The sequence below is a fragment of the Niveispirillum lacus genome (assembly GCF_002251795.1).
In the GTDB taxonomy this organism is placed as follows: Bacteria; Pseudomonadota; Alphaproteobacteria; order Azospirillales; family Azospirillaceae; genus Niveispirillum; species Niveispirillum lacus.
Map to the genome: position 1 here is coordinate 387,074 of NZ_NOXU01000030.1, position 22,166 is coordinate 409,239.

General features: G+C 62.3%; 20 protein-coding genes. 6 read left to right on the forward strand and 14 right to left on the reverse strand.

The annotated features are described in order from the left end of the window. Positions 1 to 141: 141 nt before the first annotated feature. Entirely contained in the window at positions 142 to 903 is a 762-nt protein-coding gene (locus CHU95_RS14685; protein WP_207762506.1) for a glucose 1-dehydrogenase, read from the reverse strand. A 139-nt stretch (positions 904 to 1,042) separates the two neighbouring features. Continuing rightward, entirely contained in the window at positions 1,043 to 1,327 is a 285-nt protein-coding gene (locus CHU95_RS14690) for an acylphosphatase (protein WP_165772188.1), read from the reverse strand. Positions 1,328 to 1,425: 98 nt separating this feature from the next. Here CHU95_RS14690 and CHU95_RS14695 point away from each other — a divergent pair, with 98 nt between their 5' ends. Beyond that, the gene (locus CHU95_RS14695; RefSeq protein WP_245838263.1) at positions 1,426 to 2,025 is read left to right on the forward strand and encodes a GNAT family N-acetyltransferase; all 600 of its coding nucleotides are present in this window, start codon (positions 1,426 to 1,428) and stop codon (positions 2,023 to 2,025) included. A 233-nt stretch (positions 2,026 to 2,258) separates the two neighbouring features. Here the strand turns inward: CHU95_RS14695 and gltA are convergent, their stop codons facing one another. Together gltA and gltX are read right to left on the reverse strand one after the other, a co-directional pair. After that, positions 2,259 to 3,587 carry a citrate synthase gene (gene gltA, locus CHU95_RS14705; RefSeq protein ID WP_094457068.1) on the reverse strand — a complete coding sequence of 443 codons (1,329 nt, stop codon included), beginning with the start codon at positions 3,585 to 3,587 and terminating at the stop codon, positions 2,259 to 2,261. 104 nt (positions 3,588 to 3,691) lie between these two features. Further along, positions 3,692 to 5,095, reverse strand: coding sequence for a glutamate--tRNA ligase (gene gltX, locus CHU95_RS14710; RefSeq protein ID WP_094457069.1), 1,404 nt, complete (start codon positions 5,093 to 5,095; stop codon positions 3,692 to 3,694). A 300-nt stretch (positions 5,096 to 5,395) separates the two neighbouring features. On the opposite strand from gltX, the gene CHU95_RS14715 reads away from it, so the two are divergent. Further along, positions 5,396 to 7,483 (forward strand): ComEC/Rec2 family competence protein, encoded by a 2,088-nt coding sequence (locus tag CHU95_RS14715; RefSeq protein ID WP_094457070.1) that lies wholly within the window; start codon positions 5,396 to 5,398, stop codon positions 7,481 to 7,483. A gap of 12 nt (positions 7,484 to 7,495) precedes the next feature. On the opposite strand, the gene CHU95_RS14720 is transcribed toward CHU95_RS14715, so the two are convergent. From CHU95_RS14720 to uvrC, 6 genes are all read right to left on the reverse strand, one after another. Continuing rightward, complete coding sequence (locus CHU95_RS14720; RefSeq protein ID WP_094457269.1) at positions 7,496 to 8,185, reverse strand: glutathione binding-like protein; 690 nt, start codon at positions 8,183 to 8,185, stop codon at positions 7,496 to 7,498. 243 nt (positions 8,186 to 8,428) lie between these two features. After that, positions 8,429 to 9,667, reverse strand: coding sequence for a sensor histidine kinase (locus CHU95_RS14725; protein WP_094457071.1), 1,239 nt, complete (start codon positions 9,665 to 9,667; stop codon positions 8,429 to 8,431). A gap of 163 nt (positions 9,668 to 9,830) precedes the next feature. Next, a complete protein-coding gene (locus CHU95_RS14730; protein ID WP_094457072.1) occupies positions 9,831 to 10,298 on the reverse strand; it encodes a molybdenum cofactor biosynthesis protein MoaE in 468 nt (155 codons plus the stop codon). After that, positions 10,298 to 10,549 (reverse strand): molybdopterin converting factor subunit 1, encoded by a 252-nt coding sequence (gene moaD / locus CHU95_RS14735; RefSeq protein ID WP_094457270.1) that lies wholly within the window; start codon positions 10,547 to 10,549, stop codon positions 10,298 to 10,300. The genes CHU95_RS14730 and moaD overlap by 1 nt, the downstream gene beginning before the upstream one ends. Before the next feature lie 7 nt (positions 10,550 to 10,556). Then, a complete protein-coding gene (gene pgsA, locus CHU95_RS14740) occupies positions 10,557 to 11,120 on the reverse strand; it encodes a CDP-diacylglycerol--glycerol-3-phosphate 3-phosphatidyltransferase (protein ID WP_094457073.1) in 564 nt (187 codons plus the stop codon). Between the two features lie 59 nt (positions 11,121 to 11,179). Further along, positions 11,180 to 13,117, reverse strand: coding sequence for an excinuclease ABC subunit UvrC (gene uvrC, locus CHU95_RS14745; protein WP_094457074.1), 1,938 nt, complete (start codon positions 13,115 to 13,117; stop codon positions 11,180 to 11,182). A gap of 819 nt (positions 13,118 to 13,936) precedes the next feature. On the opposite strand from uvrC, the gene CHU95_RS14750 reads away from it, so the two are divergent. Beyond that, a complete protein-coding gene (locus CHU95_RS14750) occupies positions 13,937 to 14,416 on the forward strand; it encodes a phasin family protein (RefSeq protein ID WP_094457075.1) in 480 nt (159 codons plus the stop codon). A gap of 22 nt (positions 14,417 to 14,438) precedes the next feature. Here CHU95_RS14750 and CHU95_RS14755 read toward each other — a convergent pair whose 3' ends face one another. The 3 genes from CHU95_RS14755 to CHU95_RS22750 form a co-directional block, all read right to left on the reverse strand. After that, positions 14,439 to 15,665: a GGDEF domain-containing protein gene (locus CHU95_RS14755; protein WP_094457076.1), complete on the reverse strand. Its 1,227-nt coding sequence runs from the start codon at positions 15,663 to 15,665 to the stop codon at positions 14,439 to 14,441. A gap of 84 nt (positions 15,666 to 15,749) precedes the next feature. Next, the gene (locus CHU95_RS14760; RefSeq protein ID WP_094457077.1) at positions 15,750 to 16,955 is read right to left on the reverse strand and encodes a GGDEF domain-containing protein; all 1,206 of its coding nucleotides are present in this window, start codon (positions 16,953 to 16,955) and stop codon (positions 15,750 to 15,752) included. 168 nt (positions 16,956 to 17,123) lie between these two features. Continuing rightward, a complete protein-coding gene (locus tag CHU95_RS22750) occupies positions 17,124 to 18,395 on the reverse strand; it encodes a helix-turn-helix domain-containing protein (RefSeq protein WP_207762507.1) in 1,272 nt (423 codons plus the stop codon). Positions 18,396 to 18,713: 318 nt separating this feature from the next. On the opposite strand from CHU95_RS22750, the gene CHU95_RS14770 reads away from it, so the two are divergent. Beyond that, positions 18,714 to 19,352 carry a hypothetical protein gene (locus CHU95_RS14770; protein ID WP_094457078.1) on the forward strand — a complete coding sequence of 213 codons (639 nt, stop codon included), beginning with the start codon at positions 18,714 to 18,716 and terminating at the stop codon, positions 19,350 to 19,352. A 9-nt stretch (positions 19,353 to 19,361) separates the two neighbouring features. Here CHU95_RS14770 and CHU95_RS14775 read toward each other — a convergent pair whose 3' ends face one another. Next, the gene (locus tag CHU95_RS14775; RefSeq protein ID WP_094457079.1) at positions 19,362 to 20,396 is read right to left on the reverse strand and encodes an MBL fold metallo-hydrolase; all 1,035 of its coding nucleotides are present in this window, start codon (positions 20,394 to 20,396) and stop codon (positions 19,362 to 19,364) included. Between the two features lie 186 nt (positions 20,397 to 20,582). On the opposite strand from CHU95_RS14775, the gene CHU95_RS14780 reads away from it, so the two are divergent. Both CHU95_RS14780 and CHU95_RS14785 read left to right on the forward strand, forming a co-directional pair. Then, entirely contained in the window at positions 20,583 to 20,768 is a 186-nt protein-coding gene (locus CHU95_RS14780) for a hypothetical protein (protein ID WP_094457080.1), read from the forward strand. Between the two features lie 229 nt (positions 20,769 to 20,997). Next, positions 20,998 to 22,068, forward strand: coding sequence for an OmpA family protein (locus CHU95_RS14785; protein WP_094457081.1), 1,071 nt, complete (start codon positions 20,998 to 21,000; stop codon positions 22,066 to 22,068). The last annotated feature ends 98 nt before the right edge of the window (positions 22,069 to 22,166 follow it).

A 22,166-nucleotide genomic window follows, 5' to 3' on the forward strand; every position in this document is an offset into this window, starting at 1 on the left:
GACAAGCCGGGGTCCAGGGGCCACAGGATCAGACCTCGACGCGGCATGGATCAAAGCTGCGGAGAGCAAGTGCGCTTGGCCCCTGGGTCCCGGCCTTCGCTGGGAAGGCGGTAATACGGGACCTTACGCATCGCCCCCTCACTACGCCGTCGTGCCGCCATCGATGGCATACTCGGCCCCGGTGATGAACGGGCTTTCGTCCGACAGCAGGAACAGCACGACATTGGCCGCATCCTCCGGTTTGCCCATGCGGCCCAGCGGGGCCGTGCGCTCCAGCCGGCGACGCATCTTTTCAGAATCCGGGGCGGCGTCGATCATCTGCTGTACCATCGGTGTGTACAGGAACGATGGGTGGATGGAGTTGCAGCGGATGTTGTAGTTCTGCTGCGCGCACCATTTCGCCGTCGATTTGGTCAAAAGCCGCACGGCCCCCTTGGCAGAGCAATAGGCCGCCAGATCAGCCGCCCCGATCAGGCCCGCGACCGACGAAACATTGACGATGGAGCCGCCGCCTGTCTGCTTCATGGCCTTGATGGCGTACTTACAGCCCAAGAAGGTGCTCTCCACATTCACGGCATGAACAAAACGCCATCCTTCCAGCGTCTCATCCTCGATATTGTGCAGCGAGCCACAGCCGGCATTGTTCACCAGACCGTCCAGCCGTCCATATTTCTGGACCACATGGCCGATCACCTCAACCCAGCGATCTTCCTTGGTCACGTCCTGCGCCAGGAACTCGATCCCATCGCCCAGTTCGGCGACCGCCGCCTCGCCGCCCTGCACATTGCGGTCGGTGATCACCACCTTGGCCCCTTCACGCAGCGCCGCGCGCGCTGTCGCCAGCCCGATGCCCGAAGCGCCCCCTGTGATCAGGACAATCTTGTCCTGCAGGCGTCCCACCATGATCTTCTCCTCCCGATCCTGCGTGCCGGGTCGTGCCGGCCCCGTCTCAAACGTTTGTTTGAATGTAGGGGAAACAGCGGTCGGGGGCAATCCATTCCGTGCAGGCCATGCAGCGGATGCCGCCGCGTGCTGGCCGGGGTTACAGGCTGGGTCGCTGCTCAAACCCGGTCAGACCGGGGTCGGTGGCTTCGGCCACTTTGACATTGATGACGATGGCCTTTGGCGGGCCCTGCCAGCAGGCGTCCAGCATGGCGTCCACATCAGGACCGTGACCGGCAAACAGGGCTTCCACGCTGCCATCAGCGCGGTTGCGGACCCACCCGTCCAATTGTCGGGCGCGTGCCTGTTCAACGGTCCAGCCGCGGTACCAGACGCCCTGTACCCGGCCCGTGATGGTGACGCTGACGGCGCGGCGGTCGTCCATCGAATGTATCATGAATGTCTCGCTTGTTTTGCCGCTATCCAGCCCAAGGTGGTGCTGCTTGTCAATGTCGCTCGCCAAGGCGGCGATTCTGGGGCAGCATGGGGGTGGATAAAGCCGATCCGGAGGGGGCCATGCACAATGCCAGCCTGATCCGTCCCGCCAGCCCAGCCGATGCGCCGGGCATTGCCCAGGTGCATGTCGAAAGCTGGCGAAGCACCTATCCCGGCATGCTGCCCGACCGTTATCTGATCGGGCTGTCCACGGCAACGCACGAGAAGCGCTGGCGCAGCCTTCTGTCAGGGTCGGCGCCGCCGCGCGGCCGCCGGACCTTCGTCGCGCAGGAAACCGGTGGTCGCATTATCGGCTTTGCATCCTGCGGCCCGCAGCGCACGGGTTTACCCGGCTATGGCGGCGAATTTTACGCGCTTTACCTGCTGGATCATGCGCAAGGCCAGGGGATCGGCCGGCGGTTTCTGGCTGTCATGGCCCAGCATCTGCTGGTGGCGGGAACACAGGCCGCACTGGTCTGGGTGCTGCGGGACAATCCGTCACGCTATTTTTATGAAAGGCTGGGCGGCGATCTTCTGGCCGAACAGCCCATTGGCTTTGCGGGCACCAAATTGATGGAAGTAGCGTATGGCTGGACCGATCTGGTGCCGCTGGCGCGCCTGGCCGCCGATCCGCGTGTCGGGGGATAATGCCGGGCGGGGGCGATCAGCGGAAATAGATCGCCGAAAATATTAAACCGCCGACAATCCCGACCAGCAGGGCCAGGTTCACGGCGCGGCGAAGACGCTTACCCCAAGGGGCAGGATTGTCATTGGCCGGTGAGGGGCGACGCCACAGAAACGGGGCGCGCGTCGAAAACAGAAGGGCATCACGGGTGGCCCTCTGGGGGCCACCCGCTTTGCCGGATTGGCTATGCTTACGCTCAGCCACGCTTCTCGACCGGAACAAAGTCGCGCGGCGTATGGCCCATATAGAGCTGACGCGGGCGACCGATCTTCTGCCCCGGGTCCTTGATCATCTCCTGCCACTGGCTGATCCAGCCGACGGTGCGGGCCAGCGCGAACAGCACGGTGAACATGCTGGTCGGGAAGCCGATGGCCTTCAGGATGATGCCCGAGTAGAAGTCGACGTTCGGGTACAGTTTCTTTTCGATGAAGTAGGGGTCGGACAGGGCAATCCGCTCCAGTTCCACCGCGATGTCCAGCAGCGGATCGTCCTTGATCCCCAGCTCAGCCAGCACTTCCTTACAGGTCTGCTGCATCACCTTGGCGCGCGGGTCGTAGTTCTTATAGACCCGGTGGCCGAAGCCCATCAGACGGAAATTGTCGTTCTTGTCCTTGGCGCGGGCAATGAACTCCGGAATGCGATCAACGGTCTTGATCTCTTCCAGCATCTTCAGCACGGCCTCATTGGCACCGCCATGGGCGGGGCCCCACAGGCTGGCGATACCGGCCGCGATGCAGGCAAACGGGTTGGCGCCCGACGATCCGGCCAGACGGACGGTGGAGGTGGATGCATTCTGCTCGTGATCGGCGTGCAGGATGAAGATCTTGTCCATCGCCTTGGCGATGACCGGGTTCACCTTGTACGGCTCACAAGGAACACCGAACGTCATGTACAGGAAGTTTTCCGCGTAACCCAGATCGTTGCGCGGGTACATGAAAGGCTGGCCGACAGAATATTTATAGGCCATGGCGGCGATGGTCGGCAGCTTCGCGATCAGGCGATGCGAGGCGATCATGCGCTGCTTGGGATCATTGATGTCGGTGCTGTCATGATAGAAGGCCGACAGGGCGCCGACCACGCCGCACATCACCGCCATGGGATGTGCGTCACGGCGGAAGCCGCGATAGAACTGCGTCAGCTGCTCATGCACCATCGTGTGACGGGTGATGGTGGCCTCGAATTCCTTCTTCTGCGCGGCGTTGGGCAGCTCGCCATGCAGCAGCAGGTAGCAGACTTCCATGAAGTCCGAGCTGTCGGCCAACTGGTCGATCGGGTAGCCGCGATGCAGCAGCACACCTTCGTCGCCATCAATATAGGTGATGGCCGAGTCGCAGGACGCGGTCGACGTGAAACCGGGGTCGTAGGTGAAGCATCCCGTAGCGCCGTAGAGCTTTCGGATGTCAATGACATCCGGCCCCGTCGAGCCCTTCAGGATAGGCAAGTCAAGCTTCTTGCCGGTCCGGTTATCGATCAGGGTCACCGTATCGGCGGTTCCATCGCCCGCCGTCTGGGTTGTCTGGCTCATGTCGGCACGTCCTCAAGGGTTTCGTTAGGGGTTATTGCCCCGTTTTTGAGAGTGGGGCGGAGTTTAGTGCCGCGCCGCAGCGAGTGCAACGCAACAGCACTTTTTTAACCATGGTTTTTGACATCTTCTAAACGCGACAGGCTTTCCTCGCGTCCGAGAATTTCCGCCACCTCAAAAATCGGCGGCGAAACCGAGGTACCGGTCAGGGCGGCGCGTAAGGGTTGCGCCACCTTGCCCAGCTTCAGGCCGTTGGTCTCTGCGAAATCGCGGACAATGGCTTCCAAAGTGCCGGCTGTCCATTCACCGGCTTCGGCGAATTGGGCGGCGAGGGCGCCAATCTGCGCCCGCACCTCCGGCGTCAGCAGGCCTGCGGCCTTCTCATCCAACGTGAGGGGACGGCTGGCGAACAGATACAGCGACCCGTCCGCCAGTTCGATCAGCGTCTTCACCCGAGGCTTGAAACCAGGGATGGACCGCAGCAGGCGCGCCTTTTCCACATCCGACAGGGCGCGACCGATCTTGGCCTCGATAAACGGTGTGGTCAGGGCGACCAGACGCGCATCATCCGCCTCGCGGATATAATGCGCGTTCAGGTTCTCCATCTTGGCGAAGTCCAGGCGCGAGGGGGAGCGGCCAATGCCCTCCAGCGTGAACCATTCAATGGCCTGGTCGGTCGAAATGATTTCGGCATCGCCATGGCCCCAGCCCAGGCGCAGCAGATAATTGCGCATGGTTTCGGGCAGAAAGCCCATGTCACGATAGGCCTCGATGCCCAGCGCGCCATGGCGCTTGGACAGCTTGGCCCCGTCCGGCCCATGGATCAGGGGGATATGGGCGAATTCCGGGGTCTTCCAGCCCATCGCATTATAAATCTGGATCTGGCGGAACGTATTGGTCAGGTGATCGTCGCCGCGCACGACATGGGTGACGTCCATGTCATGATCATCGACCACGACCGCCAGCAGATAGGTGGGCGTGCCGTCGGAGCGCAGCAGGATCAGATCGTCCAACTGGCTGTTCTGGACCTTCACCTCGCCCTGCACATGGTCCTTCACCACCGTCTCGCCCTCACGCGGGGCCTTCAGGCGGATGGCGGGCGCCACGCCAGCGGGGGCTTCGGACGGGTCACGATCACGCCAGCGACCGTCATAGCGTGGTTGCTGGCCGGCGGCCTTCTGGGCCTCGCGCATCGCCTCCAGTTCCTCTGGGGTGCAGTAACACCGGTAGGCCGTACCATTGGCCAGCATCTGTGCCACCACTTCCGCATGCCGGTCCTTACGCTGGAACTGGCTGATCGCCTCGCCATCCCATTCCAGGCCCAGCCATTTCAGCCCTTCCAGAATGGCGTCCACGGCGGCGTCGGTCGACCGGGCGCGGTCCGTATCCTCAATGCGCAGCAGGAATTTGCCCTGGTGATGCTTGGCAAACAGCCAGTTGAACAGGGCCGTGCGGCCGCCGCCAATATGAAGGTAACCGGTGGGCGAGGGGGCGAAACGGGTGACGATCATCGCAGAACTCTTATGGTCCCAAACGGGAGAATGATTGTTTGCGGGGTGGTTTAGCACAGCGTTGCCGCCCGTGAACAGCGCCGGGCCGGGGATACTCCCCCCTTAAAAAGTCGTGGGTACACCCTTGCCGGACCCCGTTCAGCAGTCCAGGCCGCGGGCAGGGTAGGGCTTGATGGCCAGAAAAGAGTGTATCTGATACGGTTTTCATCTCCTTGTAATGTTACCGGTCATCCTTGATCATGGTGGAAACGGCTGTCACAGCCGCTGGATGTATGTCATCGCCCGATCAGTGGGGGCTTCATGCCGGTGGTGGGACTGGGACGATGGACAGGGATTTCCGTGGTCACCACGGCGCTGCTGGCGGAAAGCGGGCGGTGGGTGCTGTGGTTTCCGGTGCTGCTCGGGGTCGGGATCGGCCTTTATTTTGCGCTTGCCCATGAACCGCCCCGCTGGTCGGGCGCGACTGTCCTGGCGGCGGCGGTGTTGACGGCCTGGCTGGTGCAGGTCCGGTGGCCGGGTTGGGGCCTGCCGGCCTGGATTCTGCTGGTGGCGCTGCCGCTGGGCTTCACGACGGCACAGATCCGCACGGCGCTGGTGGCATCGCCGATCCTGCAAATGGCAATCGGTCCGGTGGGCGTGACCGGGAGCGTGGTGCAGATCGACCGTCTGGAATCCGGTATGCGCCTGTTCCTGGCTGACCCGCGTGTGGCCGGGCTGGACCCCGCCATCACGCCGCGTCTGGTCCGTATCTCGGTGCGGGATATGGGTGTGGTGCCGGCGATTGGCGAAAATGTGCGCCTGTTCGCCCGGTTGGGCCCGGCCAATGCACCGGTGGAACCTGGCGCCTTTGATTTCCGTCGCCATCTTTATTTTCAAGGGGTGGGCGCCACTGGTTTTGCATTGGGTCCGGTGCAACGGCGGGGCGGGGTGACGGCCGATGGGTTCTCCCTGGAACAGTGGCGGAACATCATCGCCGAACGGGTAGCGGCCCGGTTGCCCGACGCCGCGACCGCCGGCATGGTGACGGCCCTGCTGAACGGCCAGCCTACGGCCATCCCGGAGGCGGACATGGTGGCGATGCGGCAGTCGGGCCTGCAGCATCTTTTGTCCATTTCCGGCCTGCATATCGCCCTGGTGGCGGGGCTGGTGTTCTTTTTGCTGCGCGGCGGCATGGCCTTGTGGCCGTGGCTGGCCCTGCGCCACCCGATCAAAAAATATGCGGCTGTCGGCGCGCTGGCGGCATCGGTCTTTTACATGTTGATGGTGGGATCACCGGTGCCGACACAGCGGTCGGTGCTGATGACCGGGGTGATGCTGCTGGCCATCCTGGTGGACCGTAACCCATTTTCTCTGCGGGTTGTGGCGGTGGCGGCTTTGGTGGTCTTGCTGGTCCAGCCCGACGCCATGGTCGGGCCCAGCTTTCAGATGTCGTTCGCCGCTGTTGTGGCACTGATTGCCGCGTTCGAGGTTGCAACCCCCTGGATCGCCGCTCAGCGTCAGGAAGGCGGGCGCGGCTGGCTGGGCCAGGGTCTGATCTATCTGGCCAGCCTGTCGCTCACCTCGCTGGTGGCGGGCATCGCCACCATCCCGTTCGGGCTGCACCACTTTCAGCAGATGTCGAATTACGGTCTGCTGGCCAATATGATTGCGGTGCCCATCACCAGTTTCTGGGTCATGCCCTGGGGCTTGGCCGTCTATCTGTTGATGCCGTTCGGGCTGGAGGGTTTGGCTGTCACGGCCATGGGCTGGGGGGCGGCGGCGATTTTATGGACAGCGCACTGGGTGGCGGATATGCCCGGTGCCGCCATTCAATTGCCGCTGCTGCCAACAGCGGGCCTGGCCCTGATCACCCTGTCGGGCCTGTGGCTCTGTCTCTGGCAGGGGCGGGTGCGCTTATTGGGCGTGATCGGGATTGTGACGGGATTGCTGTTTCTGCCACTGAATGCGCAACCCGATCTGCGGATCAATGATGATGGTAAGGTGGTGGGGGTGCGGCTGGCCGACGGGGGACTGGCCGTCTCTACTCGCCGTGCTGGCCGTTTTGACAGCGACGAATGGGCCCAGCGTGATGGGGTGAACGCGCCCCGCACCTGGGCCAGGGTCGGCACGCCGGATGGGCGTCTCACCTGCGACCGGCCTGATGCCTGTCTTTACCGGCGGCATGGCCGCACCGTCGCCATCGCCCTGTCGGGGTCGGCGCTGGGGCCCTTATGCGTATCCGGGGCCGATGCCCTGGTCACCGGTCAGGTGGCTGGACCTTGCGATATCCCCCTGATCATCGACCTGAAACAGGTTGCCGACCGGGGCGCCCACGCGCTTTATCTGCGTGACAACGCCATTCATGTGGACAGCGTACGGGCCGCACCGGGGGCGCGGCCCTGGCAATGATGGTCGCTCGTCTTACTTTTTGCCGTACAGATTTTCCCGTTCCTGGTCAGACAGGGGGGTGCCGGCCGGTTTCACCTTATCGGCCAGCAATGCCAGACCGCGCTGCACCGCCGGGCGGGCGGCGATGGCGTTGAACCAGCGCTGCACATGGGGATAATCGTTCAGGTCGATATCATATTTCGGTGCATTGCGGACCCAGGGGAAAGTTGCCATATCGGCAATGCCATAGTCATCGCCGCCCAGAAAGGCCGCTTCACCCAGCCGTGTATTGGCCACCTTCAGCAGCCGCTTGGCTTCATTGCGATAGCGTTCGATGCCATAAGGCACCTTTTCAGGGGCATAAAGGATGAAATGTCCGGCCTGTCCGAACATCGGGCCGACGCCGCCCATCTGCCACATCAGCCATTGAATATGGGTGTACCAGACAGCGGGGTCCTTGGGGCGGAATTTTCCTGTCTTTTCCGCCAGATAGATCAGAATGGCGCCGCTTTCAAACAGGCTCAGCGCTTTGCCGTCCGGGCCATCGGGATCGACAATCGCTGGCATGCGGTTATTGGGCGCGATTTTCAGGAAATCGGGCTGGAACTGGTCCCCGGCCCCGATATTGACGGCATGCACCGCATAGGGCAGGCCCATTTCCTCCAGGGCGATGGAAACCTTGTAGGCATTGGGTGTGGGCCAGACATGAAGCTGGATGGTCATCGTCGGCGATCCTTGCAGCGACGGGTTGGCGAAGATGGCGGCCACCCTATCGGCAAAGCGATCATGGCGAAAGTGAGGCTGCTCACAGCCGCCATATGAATGCAGACCGGGCACAGTCCCGACCCCTGTGCCGATCACCCCCCCCTCACCGCCATCAGGGTAGCCGGGGCGAAATCCTTCACCCCTCCTCTGGGCGGCCTACCATCCCTGCACAAATGGTAACGCCGATGATCGTCCGGCTATTCAGCCCTGCGGGCCCGTCGCTCCGGGCACATCGGGGGGAAGGCGAACACTGACGATTGTACCTTTGCCGGGAACAGAGGAGATATCCAGAACACCGCCCAGCATTTCCACAAAGCGGCGAGTCAAGGGTAGCCCCAGGCCGGACCCTTTAGGGTGCGGCTTGTCGGGTTGACGCACCTGGCCAAAGGGTTTCATCACCGTGGCCAGATCCTGGTCTGCGATACCGATGCCGGTATCGCGGATCACCAAGATCACGGCGCCCCCATCATCCTGTCCTGCCACTTCCACGGTCACACGACCGCCGCGCGGGGTAAATTTGATGGCGTTTGAGGCCAGGTTGATCACGATCTGGCGGATCTTTTCCGGATCGGTGCGGATGTGCAGCGGCACGTCCGGTACCTTGATGTCCAGGATGATGCCCGTACCTTCGGCCAGTTGACGCAGCATACGGGCGCTGTCCTGCACGGTACGGCCGATATCGATTTCCCGCACTTCCAGCGGCTCTACACCGGCTTCGGCGCGGGCCAGATCGAGGGTGCCATCGACGATGGCCAGCATATGGGTGGCCGCCTGATGAATATCGACAGCATACTCACGATAGCGCGGATCGCGGTGGGGCCCATGGGCTTCGTCGCGGATCAGTTCTGAAAAACCGATAATGGCATGCAGCGGCGTGCGCAATTCATGGGCGGCCCCGGCAACCACTTCACTGGTGCGGCGGCGATCCTCAATCTGCGTTTTCTGCGACTGGTCCACCAGTTTGCGTTGGGCTGCCTTCAGCAGTTCCATGGCTTCGTTCAGTCGCTGGTTCCGCTCCGCTGCCCGTTGTTCAGCTTGGGTCAGCCGATCCCGCAACGTGAGATGCGCCAACAGCCGAATTTGTAATTCCACCAGCGTTTCCGGCCGTTCCATCACCTCCAGAACGCCCATTTCCACGGCTTGGGTGCGCTGCTGTGCGGTGACATCGTCGCCAATCATGATGATGATCGGATCAACCGGCAGGTCGGCGGCTTTGACGCTGGCAACCAGACCCAGCGGCGCGCCGACCGTCTCCAAATCCACCACCAGCAGGCCAGGTCGGCGGGAACGGCAAGTGGCCAGCACGCCTTCTTCGGATGGCAGGAAACGAAGATCGACAGATGGCGTCAGCCGCTTCAGCTTGGCCGACTCCGGGTAGCGCGATTGGTTGCCGCCGATCACCAGGATCGTGGCCGGGTCTTCCTTCAGGTGCATTGCCATGCTGACGCGTTATCTGCCTGCTCCTATATGTGGCACAGGCAGTCCGACTTGTCGCCTGCAACCTCTCCGCCAGTACCGCATGGGCGATACGAATTGGCGGTAGGGTTTATCCCATGGCGGCAGGGGCGATCCGGGCCGGCCATCGGCGGTTCAGCACACCGGTTTATACCCAGCGCCCGGCGGCATTTTCGTCGCTTTCGCGCGCTGCCACCCAGCGCTCTCCCGACCGGTCGGTTTCTTCCAGCTTCCAAAAGGGCGCCTTGGTCTTTAGCCAGTCCATGATGAAGCGGCAGGCATCAAAGGCGGCCTCACGGTGGGCTGATGCACAGGCAACCAGAACAATGCGTTCCCCGGGCTCCATCCGTCCAAAGCGATGGATGATCAGGCTGGCTGACAAGGGCCACCGCGTCCGCGCCTCGGTCTCAATCGCTTCCAGCTGCCGTTCCGTCATACCGGGATAATGTTCCAAGGTCAGGGCGCGCACCGTGCCCGCAGCCTCGCCAGCCTGGGGATGCAGGTCCCGGACCAGACCGGTGAAGCAGCACACCCCCCCAATGCCGGTATCGCCATCGGACAGGGCCGCCAACTCGGCCCCGATGTCGAAATCCTGCTGCTGGACCCTGACGCTCATCAGCCGCCCGTCACAGGTGGGAACAGAGCCACCTCGTCACCGGCGGTCACCGGATGGCTGAAGGGCACATATTCCTGGTTTACGGCCACCTTGACCACGTCCAGATTGGCCAGCGCGTCGGCATAGCCGGCCCCACGGCCCCGCAGCCACTCGATCAGGCCGGCAACATCCGTGACGCCCGCCGGCAAGGGCACGCGTTCCTCGGCCATGCCGATCTTGGTGCGCAACCAGGCAAAATAGAGCAGCTTCAGCATAAGATCACCCCTGTGGGTTCAGCATATGACGCAGGCCGGCGCGCAGATAATCCCACCCGGTCAGCAGGGTCAGGGCGGCGGCCAGCCACAGCCCGATCTCCCCGATCAGGGTGACGGGCCAGCCTTCCGGCCCATCGGCCCCGACGATCAGCCAGCCGATGGCCACCATCTGGATCGTGGTCTTCCATTTGGCAAGCTGGCTGACCGGTACCGAGATACGCAGGCCGGCCAGGAATTCGCGCAGGCCCGACACCATCACCTCGCGCAAGAGGATGATAATGGCGGGGATAATGGCCAGCCCGTCGATTTTGCTGACTGCCGTCAGCATCATCAGCACGGCGGCCACCAAGAGCTTGTCGGCGATCGGGTCCAGGAACTTTCCAATCAGGCTTTCTTCCCGCCAGATACGGGCCAGATAGCCATCGAACCAGTCGGTGATGCAAGCCGCCGCATACAGCCCCAGCGCCGTCCAGGCGCTCCATTTTCCCGGAAAGAAAAACAGGGCCACGATCACCGGGATCACGGCGATGCGCGACAGGGTCAGGATATTGGGCAGGCTGGTCAGCATGGGCGCCAAGTCAGGGTGTTGAAGAGGGTGGGGCTAGGCAGGGGTCGGTGGCGCGCATCCTATCCTTCCCCATGGAAGTGATCATAGATGATTCTGGCGACAGCCTCGCTGATGCCTTCCACCGCTTGCAGATCGGCCAGCCCGGCACGGGAGACGGCACGTGCCGAACCGAAATGCAGCAGCAGCGCCTTCTTGCGGCGCGGTCCGATTCCCTGAATCTCATCCAGGGGGGATGCACTGATGGCCTTTTCCCGTTTGGCCCGATGTGTGCCGATGGCAAAGCGATGCGCCTCGTCGCGCAGGCGTTGCAGATAATAGAGGACGGGGCTTTTATGCTCCATGCCAAAGGGTGGGCGGCCTGGCATGAAAAAGCGTTCGCGCCCCGCATCGCGGTCCGGTCCCTTGGCGATGGCGACCAGGGGCACATCTTCGATGCCCAGTTCGGCCATCACTGCCATCACCACACCCAACTGCCCCTCGCCGCCATCGATCAGCACCAGATCGGGCCAGCTTTCGCCAGCCCGCTCCGGATCTTCCTTCAGGGCCCGTTCGAATCGTCGGGTAAAGACCTCACGCATCATGGCGAAATCGTCGCCGGCGGCGTCGGGGGCCTTGATGTTGAATTTGCGATAGGCGTTCTTGATGAACCCGTCCGGCCCTGCCACGATCATGCCGCCGATGGCATGCGCGCCCTGAATATGGCTGTTGTCATAGACCTCGATACGGTTGGGGGGCTCGGCCAGACCAAATGCCTCCGCCACGCCGGCCAGCAGCTTGGCCTGGCTGCCGGTTTCCGCCAGCCGGCGGCCATGGGCGTCGCGGGCATTGGTGATGGCATGATCGACCAACCGCTTCTTGTCGCCGCGTTTGGGCGTATGCAGTTCCACCTTGGACCCGGCCCGCACCGAAAGTGCTTCCTGCAACAAGGCCTCCTCCGCCAGATCATGGCTGGCCAGGATCAGGGGCGGGGCCGCCTTGTTGTCGTAGAACTGGGCAATGAAGGAGGCGAGGACCTCCTCGACCTCCACCACCTTGTCATGGCTGGGGAAATAGGCGCGATTGCCGTAGTTGCGGCCGCCGCGGAAGAAGAAGACCTGAATACAGGTGCTGCCCCCCTCTTGATAGGCCGCGATGATGTCGGCATCCTCAACACCTTCGACATTGATATCCTGATGCGCCTGAATGGCGGTGAGCGCGCGGATACGATCACGCAGTTTGGCGGCGCGTTCAAAATCCAGCGCTTCGGCTGCGGCCTGCATGTCGGTGGCCAGCGCCGTCTGTATCTCACGGCTGCGTCCTTCCAGGAACTGCTTGGCCTCTTTGACCTGCTCGGCATAGTCTGCCGCCGTAACCTTCTCGACGCAGGGCGCCGTGCAGCGCTTGATCTGATATTGCAGACAGGGCCGGGTGCGGCTGTTGAAGATGGTATCGGCGCAGGTGCGCAACTGGAACGCCCGCTGCAGGGCTGTCAATACCCGGTTAACAGCGCCCGCTGATGCAAAGGGCCCGTAATAGGATCCGGCCTCCGTTCGGGTTCCCCGGTGCTTGGTCAGTTGCGGGTAGGCGTGGCCGCCGGTGATCAGGATATGGGGGAACGTCTTGTCGTCGCGCAGCAAGACATTATAGCGCGGCATCAGTTTCTTGATCAGGTTCGATTCCAGCAGCAGCGCCTCCACCTCTGTATGGGTGGTGACGAACTCCATCTGCGTGGTTTCGGCGATCATGCGCTGCAACCGGATGGGCAGCTTTACGGGCATTGTGTAGTTGGTGACCCGCTTTTTCAGGCTGCGCGCTTTCCCGACATACAGCGCATCCCCGTCATCATTCAGCATTCGGTAAACACCTGGCCGGTCGGGCAGGGTGCGCAAATAGCCCTTGATGATCTCTACCCCCCGGTTCAGGTCGGCCACGGTGCGTTTGCGTTTGCTCACCGTCGTCGGAGCGGCAGCGTCGGGGATGGCGGCGGGGGCGGGATTATGGTCGGCATCGTCGGTCATGATTTCAGCATGTGGCGCATCGCCGTCCGCCGGTCAATCACCTGCTGAAACCGGCTGCCCGTTCCTCCGGAAGTCATAGCCCATGGCCGGAAGAGATAGCGGTAACGCCGTTGCCCTGGCCATCCGATGGTGCGATGACGGGTGGGAAGCCCCGGTCGGGATTTCCACGAAATCTGTGGATAAGTCTGCGGACAAGTACGGGGCTTCCGGGGCGGGACCTAGGGAGTCTGCGGGTTCCATCGTCTTGCATAAAAAATAGGCATAAAAAATCAGACCATTGATTTTATTGATAATTTTGGAAGTCAAGCTGACATGTGGCTGTCATGAAGGGCATTGCGGGGCTTGACAATGCCAAATGCACCCGCGTAGCGCGGCGCATTGTCAGCCTGTGCAAAAAACTAGGACCATGAACGCAGGCGGCAGGACGTAATTCGTCCGTTCCTGGGAACCTGAACCCGTCTTTGTTGGTTAAGAACTCGTTTACACAGAGGTCAGGGGGAGGCATCGCCTGTGTTCTGTGACTGGTGGCCTGCCATAGGGACGCGGGTCGGGCATCAGCGGCGATCGTTCCTTGCTCTGGGAATAAAGACCGCTTGGCCACGGCCCCGCTAATCGGGATGGCTGCCATGCCCATCTCAAAACCTATCGGACCGAAACAGTCAGAGGCTTGATTTGCCAAGGATATTGTGCGCTGCAACAAAAAAGTTGACGAAAAAAGCGGCAAAGTGCATGATGAGGCTCGGAAATGTTGCGCCGCAGCAGGGTGTTCCTGCCTGTGTCGCCCGCCGGCGTTACTGACGACAGACAGCATTGGGGAACATGATGGCGAACACCAAGAATCCGTTTCTGGACTTCGACCCGGCGAAGTTTTTTGACATGAACCGCTTCACCGATTTCCAGAAGGCGTTCGGCGAGTTCAAGCTGCCCAGCCCCGACTTCGAGGGTGTGGTCGCCACGCAGCGCCGTAACGTGGAAGCCATTGTTGCCGCCAACCAGTTGGCGATCGAGGGCTATCAGGCTGTTGCCCGCCGTCAGGCTGAAATCATTCGCCAGTCCCTGGAAGAGACCTCCGCCGTGGTCACCGAACTGCTGACCCCCGGCACCCCGGAAGACAAGGTGGCTAAGCAGGCCGCTCTGGTGAAGGCCTCCTTTGAGAAGGCCTCGGCCAATCTGAAGGAACTGTCGGAACTGGTGGCCAAGTCCAACAGCGAAGCGGCTGAAGTCCTGTCCAAGCGGGTCAAGGAAAGCATCGAAGAGCTGCAGGGCGTTCTGGCCAAGGTGACCGCCAAGAAGGCCTGATCCTTCCCGATCGACGGTGCCGTCAGTTGAAGGCCGCCCCCTGTGGGCGGCCTTTTTCGTCCGGGGGCGGGAAGGCAATGACCTGCCCCCCATCGTCCGGCGGCCCGCCGGCCCGCCGCGCGCGTTTATCCTGGTACATGGCCTGATCGGCATGGTGCAACAGCATGTCGATATGCTGACCATCACGCGGGGCGAGGGCGGCCCCCAGGCTGATGCGTACGTCTTCGACATCGTTGCCCAGCACCATCGGCCCTTCGATGGCACGTCGCAGGCGGGCAGACGCAGAGTCCAGGTCGTGGCCATCGCGCAGATTGCTAAACAGCACCACAAACTCGTCACCGCCAATCCGTGCGGCATCATCGCTGTCACGTAGGAATTCGCGTAACCGGTCGGCCACCGTCACCAGCACGGCATCTCCACCGGCATGGCCGTAGCGGTCATTGATGGCCTTGAAGCGGTCCAGGTCAAAATAGGTGATACCAAAGGCGCCGGCCCCCCGCCGCTGTCGCGCCAGAGCCCGTTTCAGAACGGTTTCCAACTGTCGGCGATTGGCCAGCCGGGTCAGCGGGTCAATCTGGCTGACGGCCAGCACCTGCTGGCGTACACGCATGTTCACCGACAGCATCAGCCCGTAAACCCAGCCCAGGCCGAACAGTGCCACCAGCGTGAAGACGCTGGCATTCAAGGTCTGGTAGGGGAATGTCTCACCCGGTGACAGGGTGACCGCCACGGTCCAACGCCACCCGGCTGCTGCGGCCATCAGCACATAGAACCCGGCTGCCATGCCATGCACGATGCGTTCATGGGGGGCGGTCCGCCACATCATGGTGACCGCCGCCGCGATCAGCATCGCCACGCAGATGGCATCATGCCAGATATAGCGGCGGATCATGTTTTCCTTGTTCAGGATCGAAATGCCCACCACCATGGCGATGCCGGCCAGGATCAACCATTGCCGCGTTGCCGGGTTTCCAAAACCCCGGAACCGCATCGCCCCTTCAAACAACAAGATCATGGAGGCAAGGTTGAGGGAGTTATTGATCAAGGTGTAGCTGGGGCCTGTCACCAACCCCTGGATCACCATGACCGACAGTACCCACGCCGTCACATGCAGGCATTGCGACAGGCTCCAGATGCCCAGTCCCGGTACGGTCGGGTTGATGCGCCACACCATGACCAAAGCCACTGCATTGATCAGCGCCAGCGCCGCCACAACCGCGTAAATGGTGAAATAGTCCAGCACCGGCATCCGCGCAGCCCGCCAAATCCCTTGAAAACCTTGTTCGATCCTATGCCCGTAACCGGTGCATCACGATAGGTTCCGCCCTATCCGTCAGGATGGAAGCGGATCACCGGCCTCGGCATACTCGCCAAGGTCCTGTGGTGCGGACGCTGTCCGCCGGCCACGTTTATCCCGGTACATGCTGGCATCGGCGTTGCGTAACAACATGTCCGCCTGTTCGCCATGCAAGGGCGCCAGGGCCGTCCCCACGCTGATCCGGATATCCACATCACGATGTGGAATGAATGACAGAGGACCCTCTATGGCTTGCCGCAGACGGTCGCGGGCGCTCGACAGGCATGCGGTGTCACGCAGGCCATGCAGCAGCACGACAAACTCGTCGCCACCGACACGCGCAGCCACATCCTGCGCCCGCACGAACTGCCGTAACCGTCGGGCCACTTCAACCAGAACCGCATCACCGGCCTCATGGCCCAACTGATCATTGACCTGTTTGAAGCCATCCAGATCAAAATAGGCGATACCCAGCAGATCGCCGGTCCGACCGCGCATTGCGAGCGACCGGGACAATTCCTGGTGCAGCGCCCGGCGATTATCCAAACCGGTTAATGGGTCCAGCAGTCCCATCCGGACCACCTGCTGGCGTGCTTCGGCATTGATCGACAGGATCAGCCCATACAGCGTTCCAAGGCAGCACAGAACCAGGATGGCAAAGATCGTGAAATTCAGGGATTGCGGTTCCAGGTCGGTCCAGCCCAAGGACGCCGCAATCGCCAGGCACCAGCGGCTCAGATAAGTCACCGCCTGGACCAGCAGATAGAATCCTGTCAATCCATGCGCCAGCCGCTGATAGGAAGCGGGCCGCCACAGCATGGCAGCCGCCGCCGCACAGAGTAGCAGCACAGCCACGGCATCATGGAAAAGATAGCGGGCAATCGGATCGTCACGATTGATCAGGGACATGACAATGGTGATGAAAAAGGTCATCACCAACCAGGGCAGGCGCGCCTGTCCCGACCCGATTCCCCGGAACCGTAAAGCGCCTTCCAGCAGCAACAGCAGCCCGGCCAGGTTCATCACATTGTTGAAGGCCGTGTAATAGGGATCACCAACAAGCCCGAGATTGACAAAAAGGCTGGGGAACCAAGCGGTGGCAACAACAAGTTGTGACCCGGTCCAGGCAGAAAGCCCCTTCATGTCATGGTGAATGCGCCAGACGATCGCCATAGCAACAAAGTTGATCAAAGCGACTGCCCCGATCAGCGTCGACAAGGTGAAAAACTGCACCATTGTCATGCTCGCGTCATGCTCCCGACCGACCCACCATTTGGATTAATCTTTAGGGGGTATTATAGAACAGAAGCCTTAGTTGTCATCGGCAATTTGTCTGGGACCCGGCAAAGAAAAAGGCCCCGTCATCTGACGAGGCCTTCATCTGGATTGTATATCCTGCAACCTTCAGCTTCAGCCCCGGGGCTGTTGGGGCGGCGGCAGATTGGTACGGTAGGAGGTGAAGGGGATCGGGCGCAGTTCTTCCTTGCGGCTGGCAGAGATTTCAATCTCCATGCGCGCGATCACCTTGCGTAGCTCATGCAGCGCGTCGGTCAAACCCTGCACGCCGCCACCCGTCTGGCCCTTCCAGGCCTTATAGGCTTCGGCACAGGCTTTGGCTGCGGCATCCATCCGTTCATCGGCCGGCACCGTCGGCACTTCAGCAGCTTCCAGGCGGGCTGGATTACGCTGCTGCTGGCGATAAGGATAGACGACCTCAGCCGGATTGTCGGAGGGGGTGTAATCCACCGCCGGACGGTCATTGCCACGCAACTCGTTTCCACTACCGCCGCGGTCGCGATCAAACTCACGCGGCGGGCGGGCTTCCAGACGGTCACGCGGCGGACGCTCCCCGAAACGGTCACGCTGCGGGCCGGGCTGGCCACCCTGGGGGAAGCGGAGATTGCCCTGCTGCTGACGGCGGTCACCCTGTTGCGGACCGCGATCCTGACGGGGTTCGCGATCCTGACGCGGTTCACCCCGGAAATCGCGCTCCATACGGGGTTCACGGTCCTGGCGCGGTTCACGGTCCATACGCGGTTCGCGGTCCATACGGGGTTCCCGATCCGGACGCGGCTCGCGCCCTTCCGGGTTGAAACGCTCACCCCGCTCGGGGCGTCCCTCTCGAAGGTCACGCGGCGGACGATTGTCCCGCGCCTCAAAGCGACGCGGCACCTCGCCATGGCGGCCGCTATCGTGGTGGAACGGGCTTTCCCGGGATGGTTCGGTGGCCGGGGGCGCGGTCAGCACCGGGTCAGCCGGCGCTTCCACGGCCGCCGGGGCCGGGATGCTGACGGAGTTACCGGAGGCGGTATCTTCAACCGCAGCCTCGGGCGCGCGGGCTTCCGCGGCGCGGGCGGCCCGGCGCGGGCGTGCTCCCTCGGCGGCGACGGAAACCGGGGCTGGTTCCACCGGGATCGGTGCGGCCGGGGTTGCCTCTACCATTTCCTCGCCTTCGCCGCTCAGACCAGCGGCCTCGGCCTTGCGGACGATGTAGGAAATGGCGCTGGGCGTGCAGTCAAATTCCCGGGCGATGGCGGACAGCGTGGCGCCCGCCCTGTAGCGCTCCAGAATTCTCGGCCAAGCGGATTGCGGAATACGGCCCCGACGCTTCGGGGACTCCGCATCACCTTCGTTTTCGGCGTTCAAGATATCACTCGGTTGCCAGAGAGGCTCATGCGTCATGCAGCGGATTCACAGTCTCAGGCGGACCTGCCGGATGTACAGGCCTTGTTGCAGGGACCGGTTGGGTCTCGGCTTGCCAGCGGAAGGGTCTGCCAGGATTTGTGTGTTCAGATATGGGGGAATTGTTCTCGAATTGAAAGAGAAACTGCGCAGTGCCGATAAAAAAACCGGGCATGGCGTGCATGTGTGCTTGGCTGGGGACTGGGACCGGACCGGTTGGGCAACGAAATCAGGCGTGGATGACCCGCCCTCTTGCGGGACAGGACCGGTTGCGGCACAGTCCGCGCCATTCCATCCCGTCGCCACGGATCTGTCCGCATGTTGTCTTTCCGTTCGGTCGCGCGCGCTGTTGGCGCTGTTTCCCTTGCCACCCTGCTGGCAGCAGGCCCGGCCCTGGCCGCGTCAACCAAGGGGCCCTGTTATTCAGTGCCGGAATTTGCAGCCGAACAGGGGATCCGGTTGCATACCGAACTGATGGTGGTGGGACTTACCTGTCAGCATATGGATGTGAAGGGTGAAGTCAGCCTGTTCAACAAGTACAAGCAGTTTACGCTGAAGCATCAGACCCGTATCCAGCAATGGGAAAAGACCCTGGTCGCCTATTACAAACGCACGACCAGTGGCAATCCAACCCGCACCTTCGACACGTTCCGCACGCGCCTGGCCAATGAAACGTCACAGCGGGCCATTGCGCTGACGACCCCAGTCTTTTGTGGAACCCATGCACCGCTGGTAACGGCGGCAATGACGGCCAGCCTGGAGGAGATCGAACGTGGCCTGCTGCCGGATGCCGATGGTGTCCGGGTCGCCAATGCACCGCGTTGTGATCGCCCGGCGCCGACGGTGCTGATGGCGGACGCGGCGGCGGCAGCCAAGGCGGCGCCGGCCCGCGCGCCTGCGGCTTCCGGCGCTGCGGCCGGGGCAGCCAAGACCAAGTCGAAAAGTGCAGCCCCCTGATCTGGCGGATCAGGGAATGGTGAACAGCCAGACGCCATCTGCCGCGCGCTGATGGCGTTGCAAACGGCCGGTTGCCACCAGATGGTTGAGATGGGCCAGGGCTTCGCCCGCCGCAAAACTCATCTGATGGGTGTCCAGGGTGCGGTTGAACATGCTGTGGGTGATCTCCGCCACAGTCCGCCCGCCGGCCGAACAATCACGCTCGGCCTCGGCCAGCCGTTCCGCATGATGGTGCAGCAACGCGTCGATGCGTCCGTGCAGGTCTTGGAAGACCGGTCCGTGTGAGGGCAGGACCAGGGTGTCTGCTGGTAATCCGCGCAGCCGTTTCAGCCCGTCCAGAAATTCCGCCAGCGGGTCGGCAAAAGGTTCGGCTGGCCAGACGCTGACATTGGGGCTGATACGAGGCAGCACCATGTCGCCGGCAATCAGCACCGGTTCGCCGTCTGTGCTGTACAGGCAGGCATGTTCTGGTGAATGCCCGCCAGAGGTGAGGATGGTCCAGGTACGGTCGCCGATACACAGACGGTCACCCTGCGTTAACCGATCAAACGTGGCGGGGACCACCGGCACGCCACGGGCATAGGCATTGCCCCGTGTGGTCAGGGCGGCCAGCACCGGGGCCTCCAGCCCCATAGCGCTGTAGAAGCGGCGCCCCGCCTCGGCGATTTCGTCTGAATGGTCCAGGCACAGCATCCGGGCCAGCAGCCACTCCGTCCGGGTCATGCAGAGCGGCGCATCGAAACGCTGGCACAGCCAATCTGCCAGACCGATATGGTCAGGATGGAAATGGGTAACGATGACGCGTCGTACCGGCGCCGTCCCCAGAAATTCTGCGGCAACCTGGTCCCACAGGCTGCGTGTCAGGTTGCTGGCCACACCGGTATCAATCAGGGTCCAGGCCGGGCGCCCATTGTCCATCCGGTCGGCCAACAGCCAGACATTAATATGGTTCAACTGAAAGGGCAGGGGCAGGCGAAGTCCCCAGACGCCGGGGGCAGTCTGGGTGATGGTGATCGACAGGTCCTGTGGGGCCGGGGCGTTCACGGTCGGTCGGGCCTTTCATCGGGGCGGGTCCTGATCGGACCGCCGACAGGGGGTTGGTCAAGACATAGGGCAGACCGGCGCGATATGCCATGCCTCCCTGATTGTCATCGAACCATGATGGCAAGCGTCATGATCGCTCGGGTAGTGGTGCCGGCGCCACAATATCCGTTCAGGGAGTGCGGTCGCATGAATGCCCAAACCGGCGTCATCATTGAAATTGACGAAGAAGCGCTGGGTCTGCTGGTGGTGATGGAGGAAGAACTTGTGTTTCACGCGGTCCATCCTGCTGTGCAGCGTCTGCATGGCCAGCGCTTCCACGATGGTGTGGCGGCCCGTCGGGAAGCCATGAAAGCCTTTCGCAGCGCGGCGTAGAACAAACGCAAATTCTCCTGCGTGATTGTTTAGCCATATGGGCTAGTATGTTTGGCCATGAAGTTGCCACCTTGAGTCGGCACAACAATTTCTGTAAGTCTGGTGTGACCGGACGCGCGGGCTTTTGCCTGCACGGCCGTGACAGAACAGGTCGCCGCCGGGATCGTCGCCCGTTTTCAGGTCCCGACGAAAAGGTGATCGCCCCAAGGGCCCATAAGGAGAATGAAAGATGAAACTGCACCATTTGCTGATGGGAACTGCACTGGCACTCGTGCTGCCCATGGCCGCCTCGGCGCAGAACCTGCCGGAAGGCCCGTATATCGGGTCGCAGATCGGTGTGAACTGGCTGCAGGATCTGGACCTGAAGACCGCCGCCACGACCAACAAGGTCAACACCAAGGAAACCATCGCCGCTGTGCTGGAGGGTGGTTATCAGTTCGGTGATGGTCTGCGTCTGGGCGTTGAGGGCGGCTATGCCGTCCATCAGGTCGACAAGATCAGCGCCAACCTTGGCAATCCGATCGGTGACGTCACCACCTTTACCCTGATGGGTGTGGTGCAGAAGGAATTCGATGTCGGGTCGCCGTTCCGTCCCTATGTCAGCGCCGGCCTGGGCTGGGGCTGGGTCGATACCGACAATGTCGGTCCCGTCTTCACCGCCCCTTACTATTCAAACGCCGCGCAGGACAACTTCGCCTATCAGTTGGGCGTGGGCGTCTCTTACGCGCTGACCCCGGATCTCGATCTGACCTTCGGTTATCGCTACCAGGGCATGGATGACCTGAAGTTCAAGAGCGAGACCCCGGCTTACAAGAGCAACTATAACTCCCACAGCGTGCTGATCGGCGTCCGCACTGTCTTCGGCGCTGCGCCGGAGAAGCCCGCGCCGGCTGCCGCCATTGTCGCTCCCCCGCCGGCCCCGGCGGTTGCCCCCGCTCCGGCGCCGGTACCGGCCGCTGCACCGACCATCACCCGTAACTTTACGGTCTTCTTTGACTGGGATCGTTCGGTGCTGTCGGCCGATGCGCAGCAGGTTCTCCAGAACGTCGCCCGCGATGCCAAGGCTGGCAAGATCGTGCAGATCAACGTGTCCGGCCATGCCGACACGTCCGGTCCGACCGACTATAACCAGAAGCTGTCGCAGCGTCGCGCCGAAGCCGTCCGCGAATATCTGGTCAGCCAGGGTCTGCCGGCGAACCAGGTCGCCGTGGAAGCCAAGGGTGAGACCGACCTGCTGGTCCCGACCGCCGATGGCGTGCGTGAGCCGTCGAACCGTCGCGCCGTGATCGTGTTCCCCTGATCGCAACCACGGAATGGAACCGCCGGTCAGTCATGACCGGCGGGTGCCGCGAAAAAGGCCGCTGAACACAGCGGCCTTTTTTATTTTATCAGCGTTTT

Bases quoted from the DNA above. Each gene is read 5' to 3' on its own strand.
- CHU95_RS14685 (WP_207762506.1), bottom strand. From the start codon at position 903: ATGGTGGGACGCCTGCAGGACAAGATTGTCCTGATCACAGGGGGCGCT.
- CHU95_RS14690 (WP_165772188.1), bottom strand. From the start codon at position 1,327: ATGGACGACCGCCGCGCCGTCAGCGTCACCATCACGGGCCGGGTACAG.
- CHU95_RS14695 (WP_245838263.1), top strand. From the start codon at position 1,426: ATGGGGGTGGATAAAGCCGATCCGGAGGGGGCCATGCACAATGCCAGC.
- gltA (WP_094457068.1), bottom strand. From the start codon at position 3,587: ATGAGCCAGACAACCCAGACGGCGGGCGATGGAACCGCCGATACGGTG.
- gltX (WP_094457069.1), bottom strand. From the start codon at position 5,095: ATGATCGTCACCCGTTTCGCCCCCTCGCCCACCGGTTACCTTCATATT.
- CHU95_RS14715 (WP_094457070.1), top strand. From the start codon at position 5,396: ATGCCGGTGGTGGGACTGGGACGATGGACAGGGATTTCCGTGGTCACC.
- CHU95_RS14720 (WP_094457269.1), bottom strand. From the start codon at position 8,185: ATGACCATCCAGCTTCATGTCTGGCCCACACCCAATGCCTACAAGGTT.
- CHU95_RS14725 (WP_094457071.1), bottom strand. From the start codon at position 9,667: ATGGCAATGCACCTGAAGGAAGACCCGGCCACGATCCTGGTGATCGGC.
- CHU95_RS14730 (WP_094457072.1), bottom strand. From the start codon at position 10,298: ATGAGCGTCAGGGTCCAGCAGCAGGATTTCGACATCGGGGCCGAGTTG.
- pgsA (WP_094457073.1), bottom strand. From the start codon at position 11,120: ATGCTGACCAGCCTGCCCAATATCCTGACCCTGTCGCGCATCGCCGTG.
- uvrC (WP_094457074.1), bottom strand. From the start codon at position 13,117: ATGACCGACGATGCCGACCATAATCCCGCCCCCGCCGCCATCCCCGAC.
- CHU95_RS14750 (WP_094457075.1), top strand. From the start codon at position 13,937: ATGATGGCGAACACCAAGAATCCGTTTCTGGACTTCGACCCGGCGAAG.
- CHU95_RS14755 (WP_094457076.1), bottom strand. From the start codon at position 15,665: ATGCCGGTGCTGGACTATTTCACCATTTACGCGGTTGTGGCGGCGCTG.
- CHU95_RS14760 (WP_094457077.1), bottom strand. From the start codon at position 16,955: ATGACAATGGTGCAGTTTTTCACCTTGTCGACGCTGATCGGGGCAGTC.
- CHU95_RS22750 (WP_207762507.1), bottom strand. From the start codon at position 18,395: ATGACGCATGAGCCTCTCTGGCAACCGAGTGATATCTTGAACGCCGAA.
- CHU95_RS14770 (WP_094457078.1), top strand. From the start codon at position 18,714: ATGTTGTCTTTCCGTTCGGTCGCGCGCGCTGTTGGCGCTGTTTCCCTT.
- CHU95_RS14780 (WP_094457080.1), top strand. From the start codon at position 20,583: ATGAATGCCCAAACCGGCGTCATCATTGAAATTGACGAAGAAGCGCTG.
- CHU95_RS14785 (WP_094457081.1), top strand. From the start codon at position 20,998: ATGAAACTGCACCATTTGCTGATGGGAACTGCACTGGCACTCGTGCTG.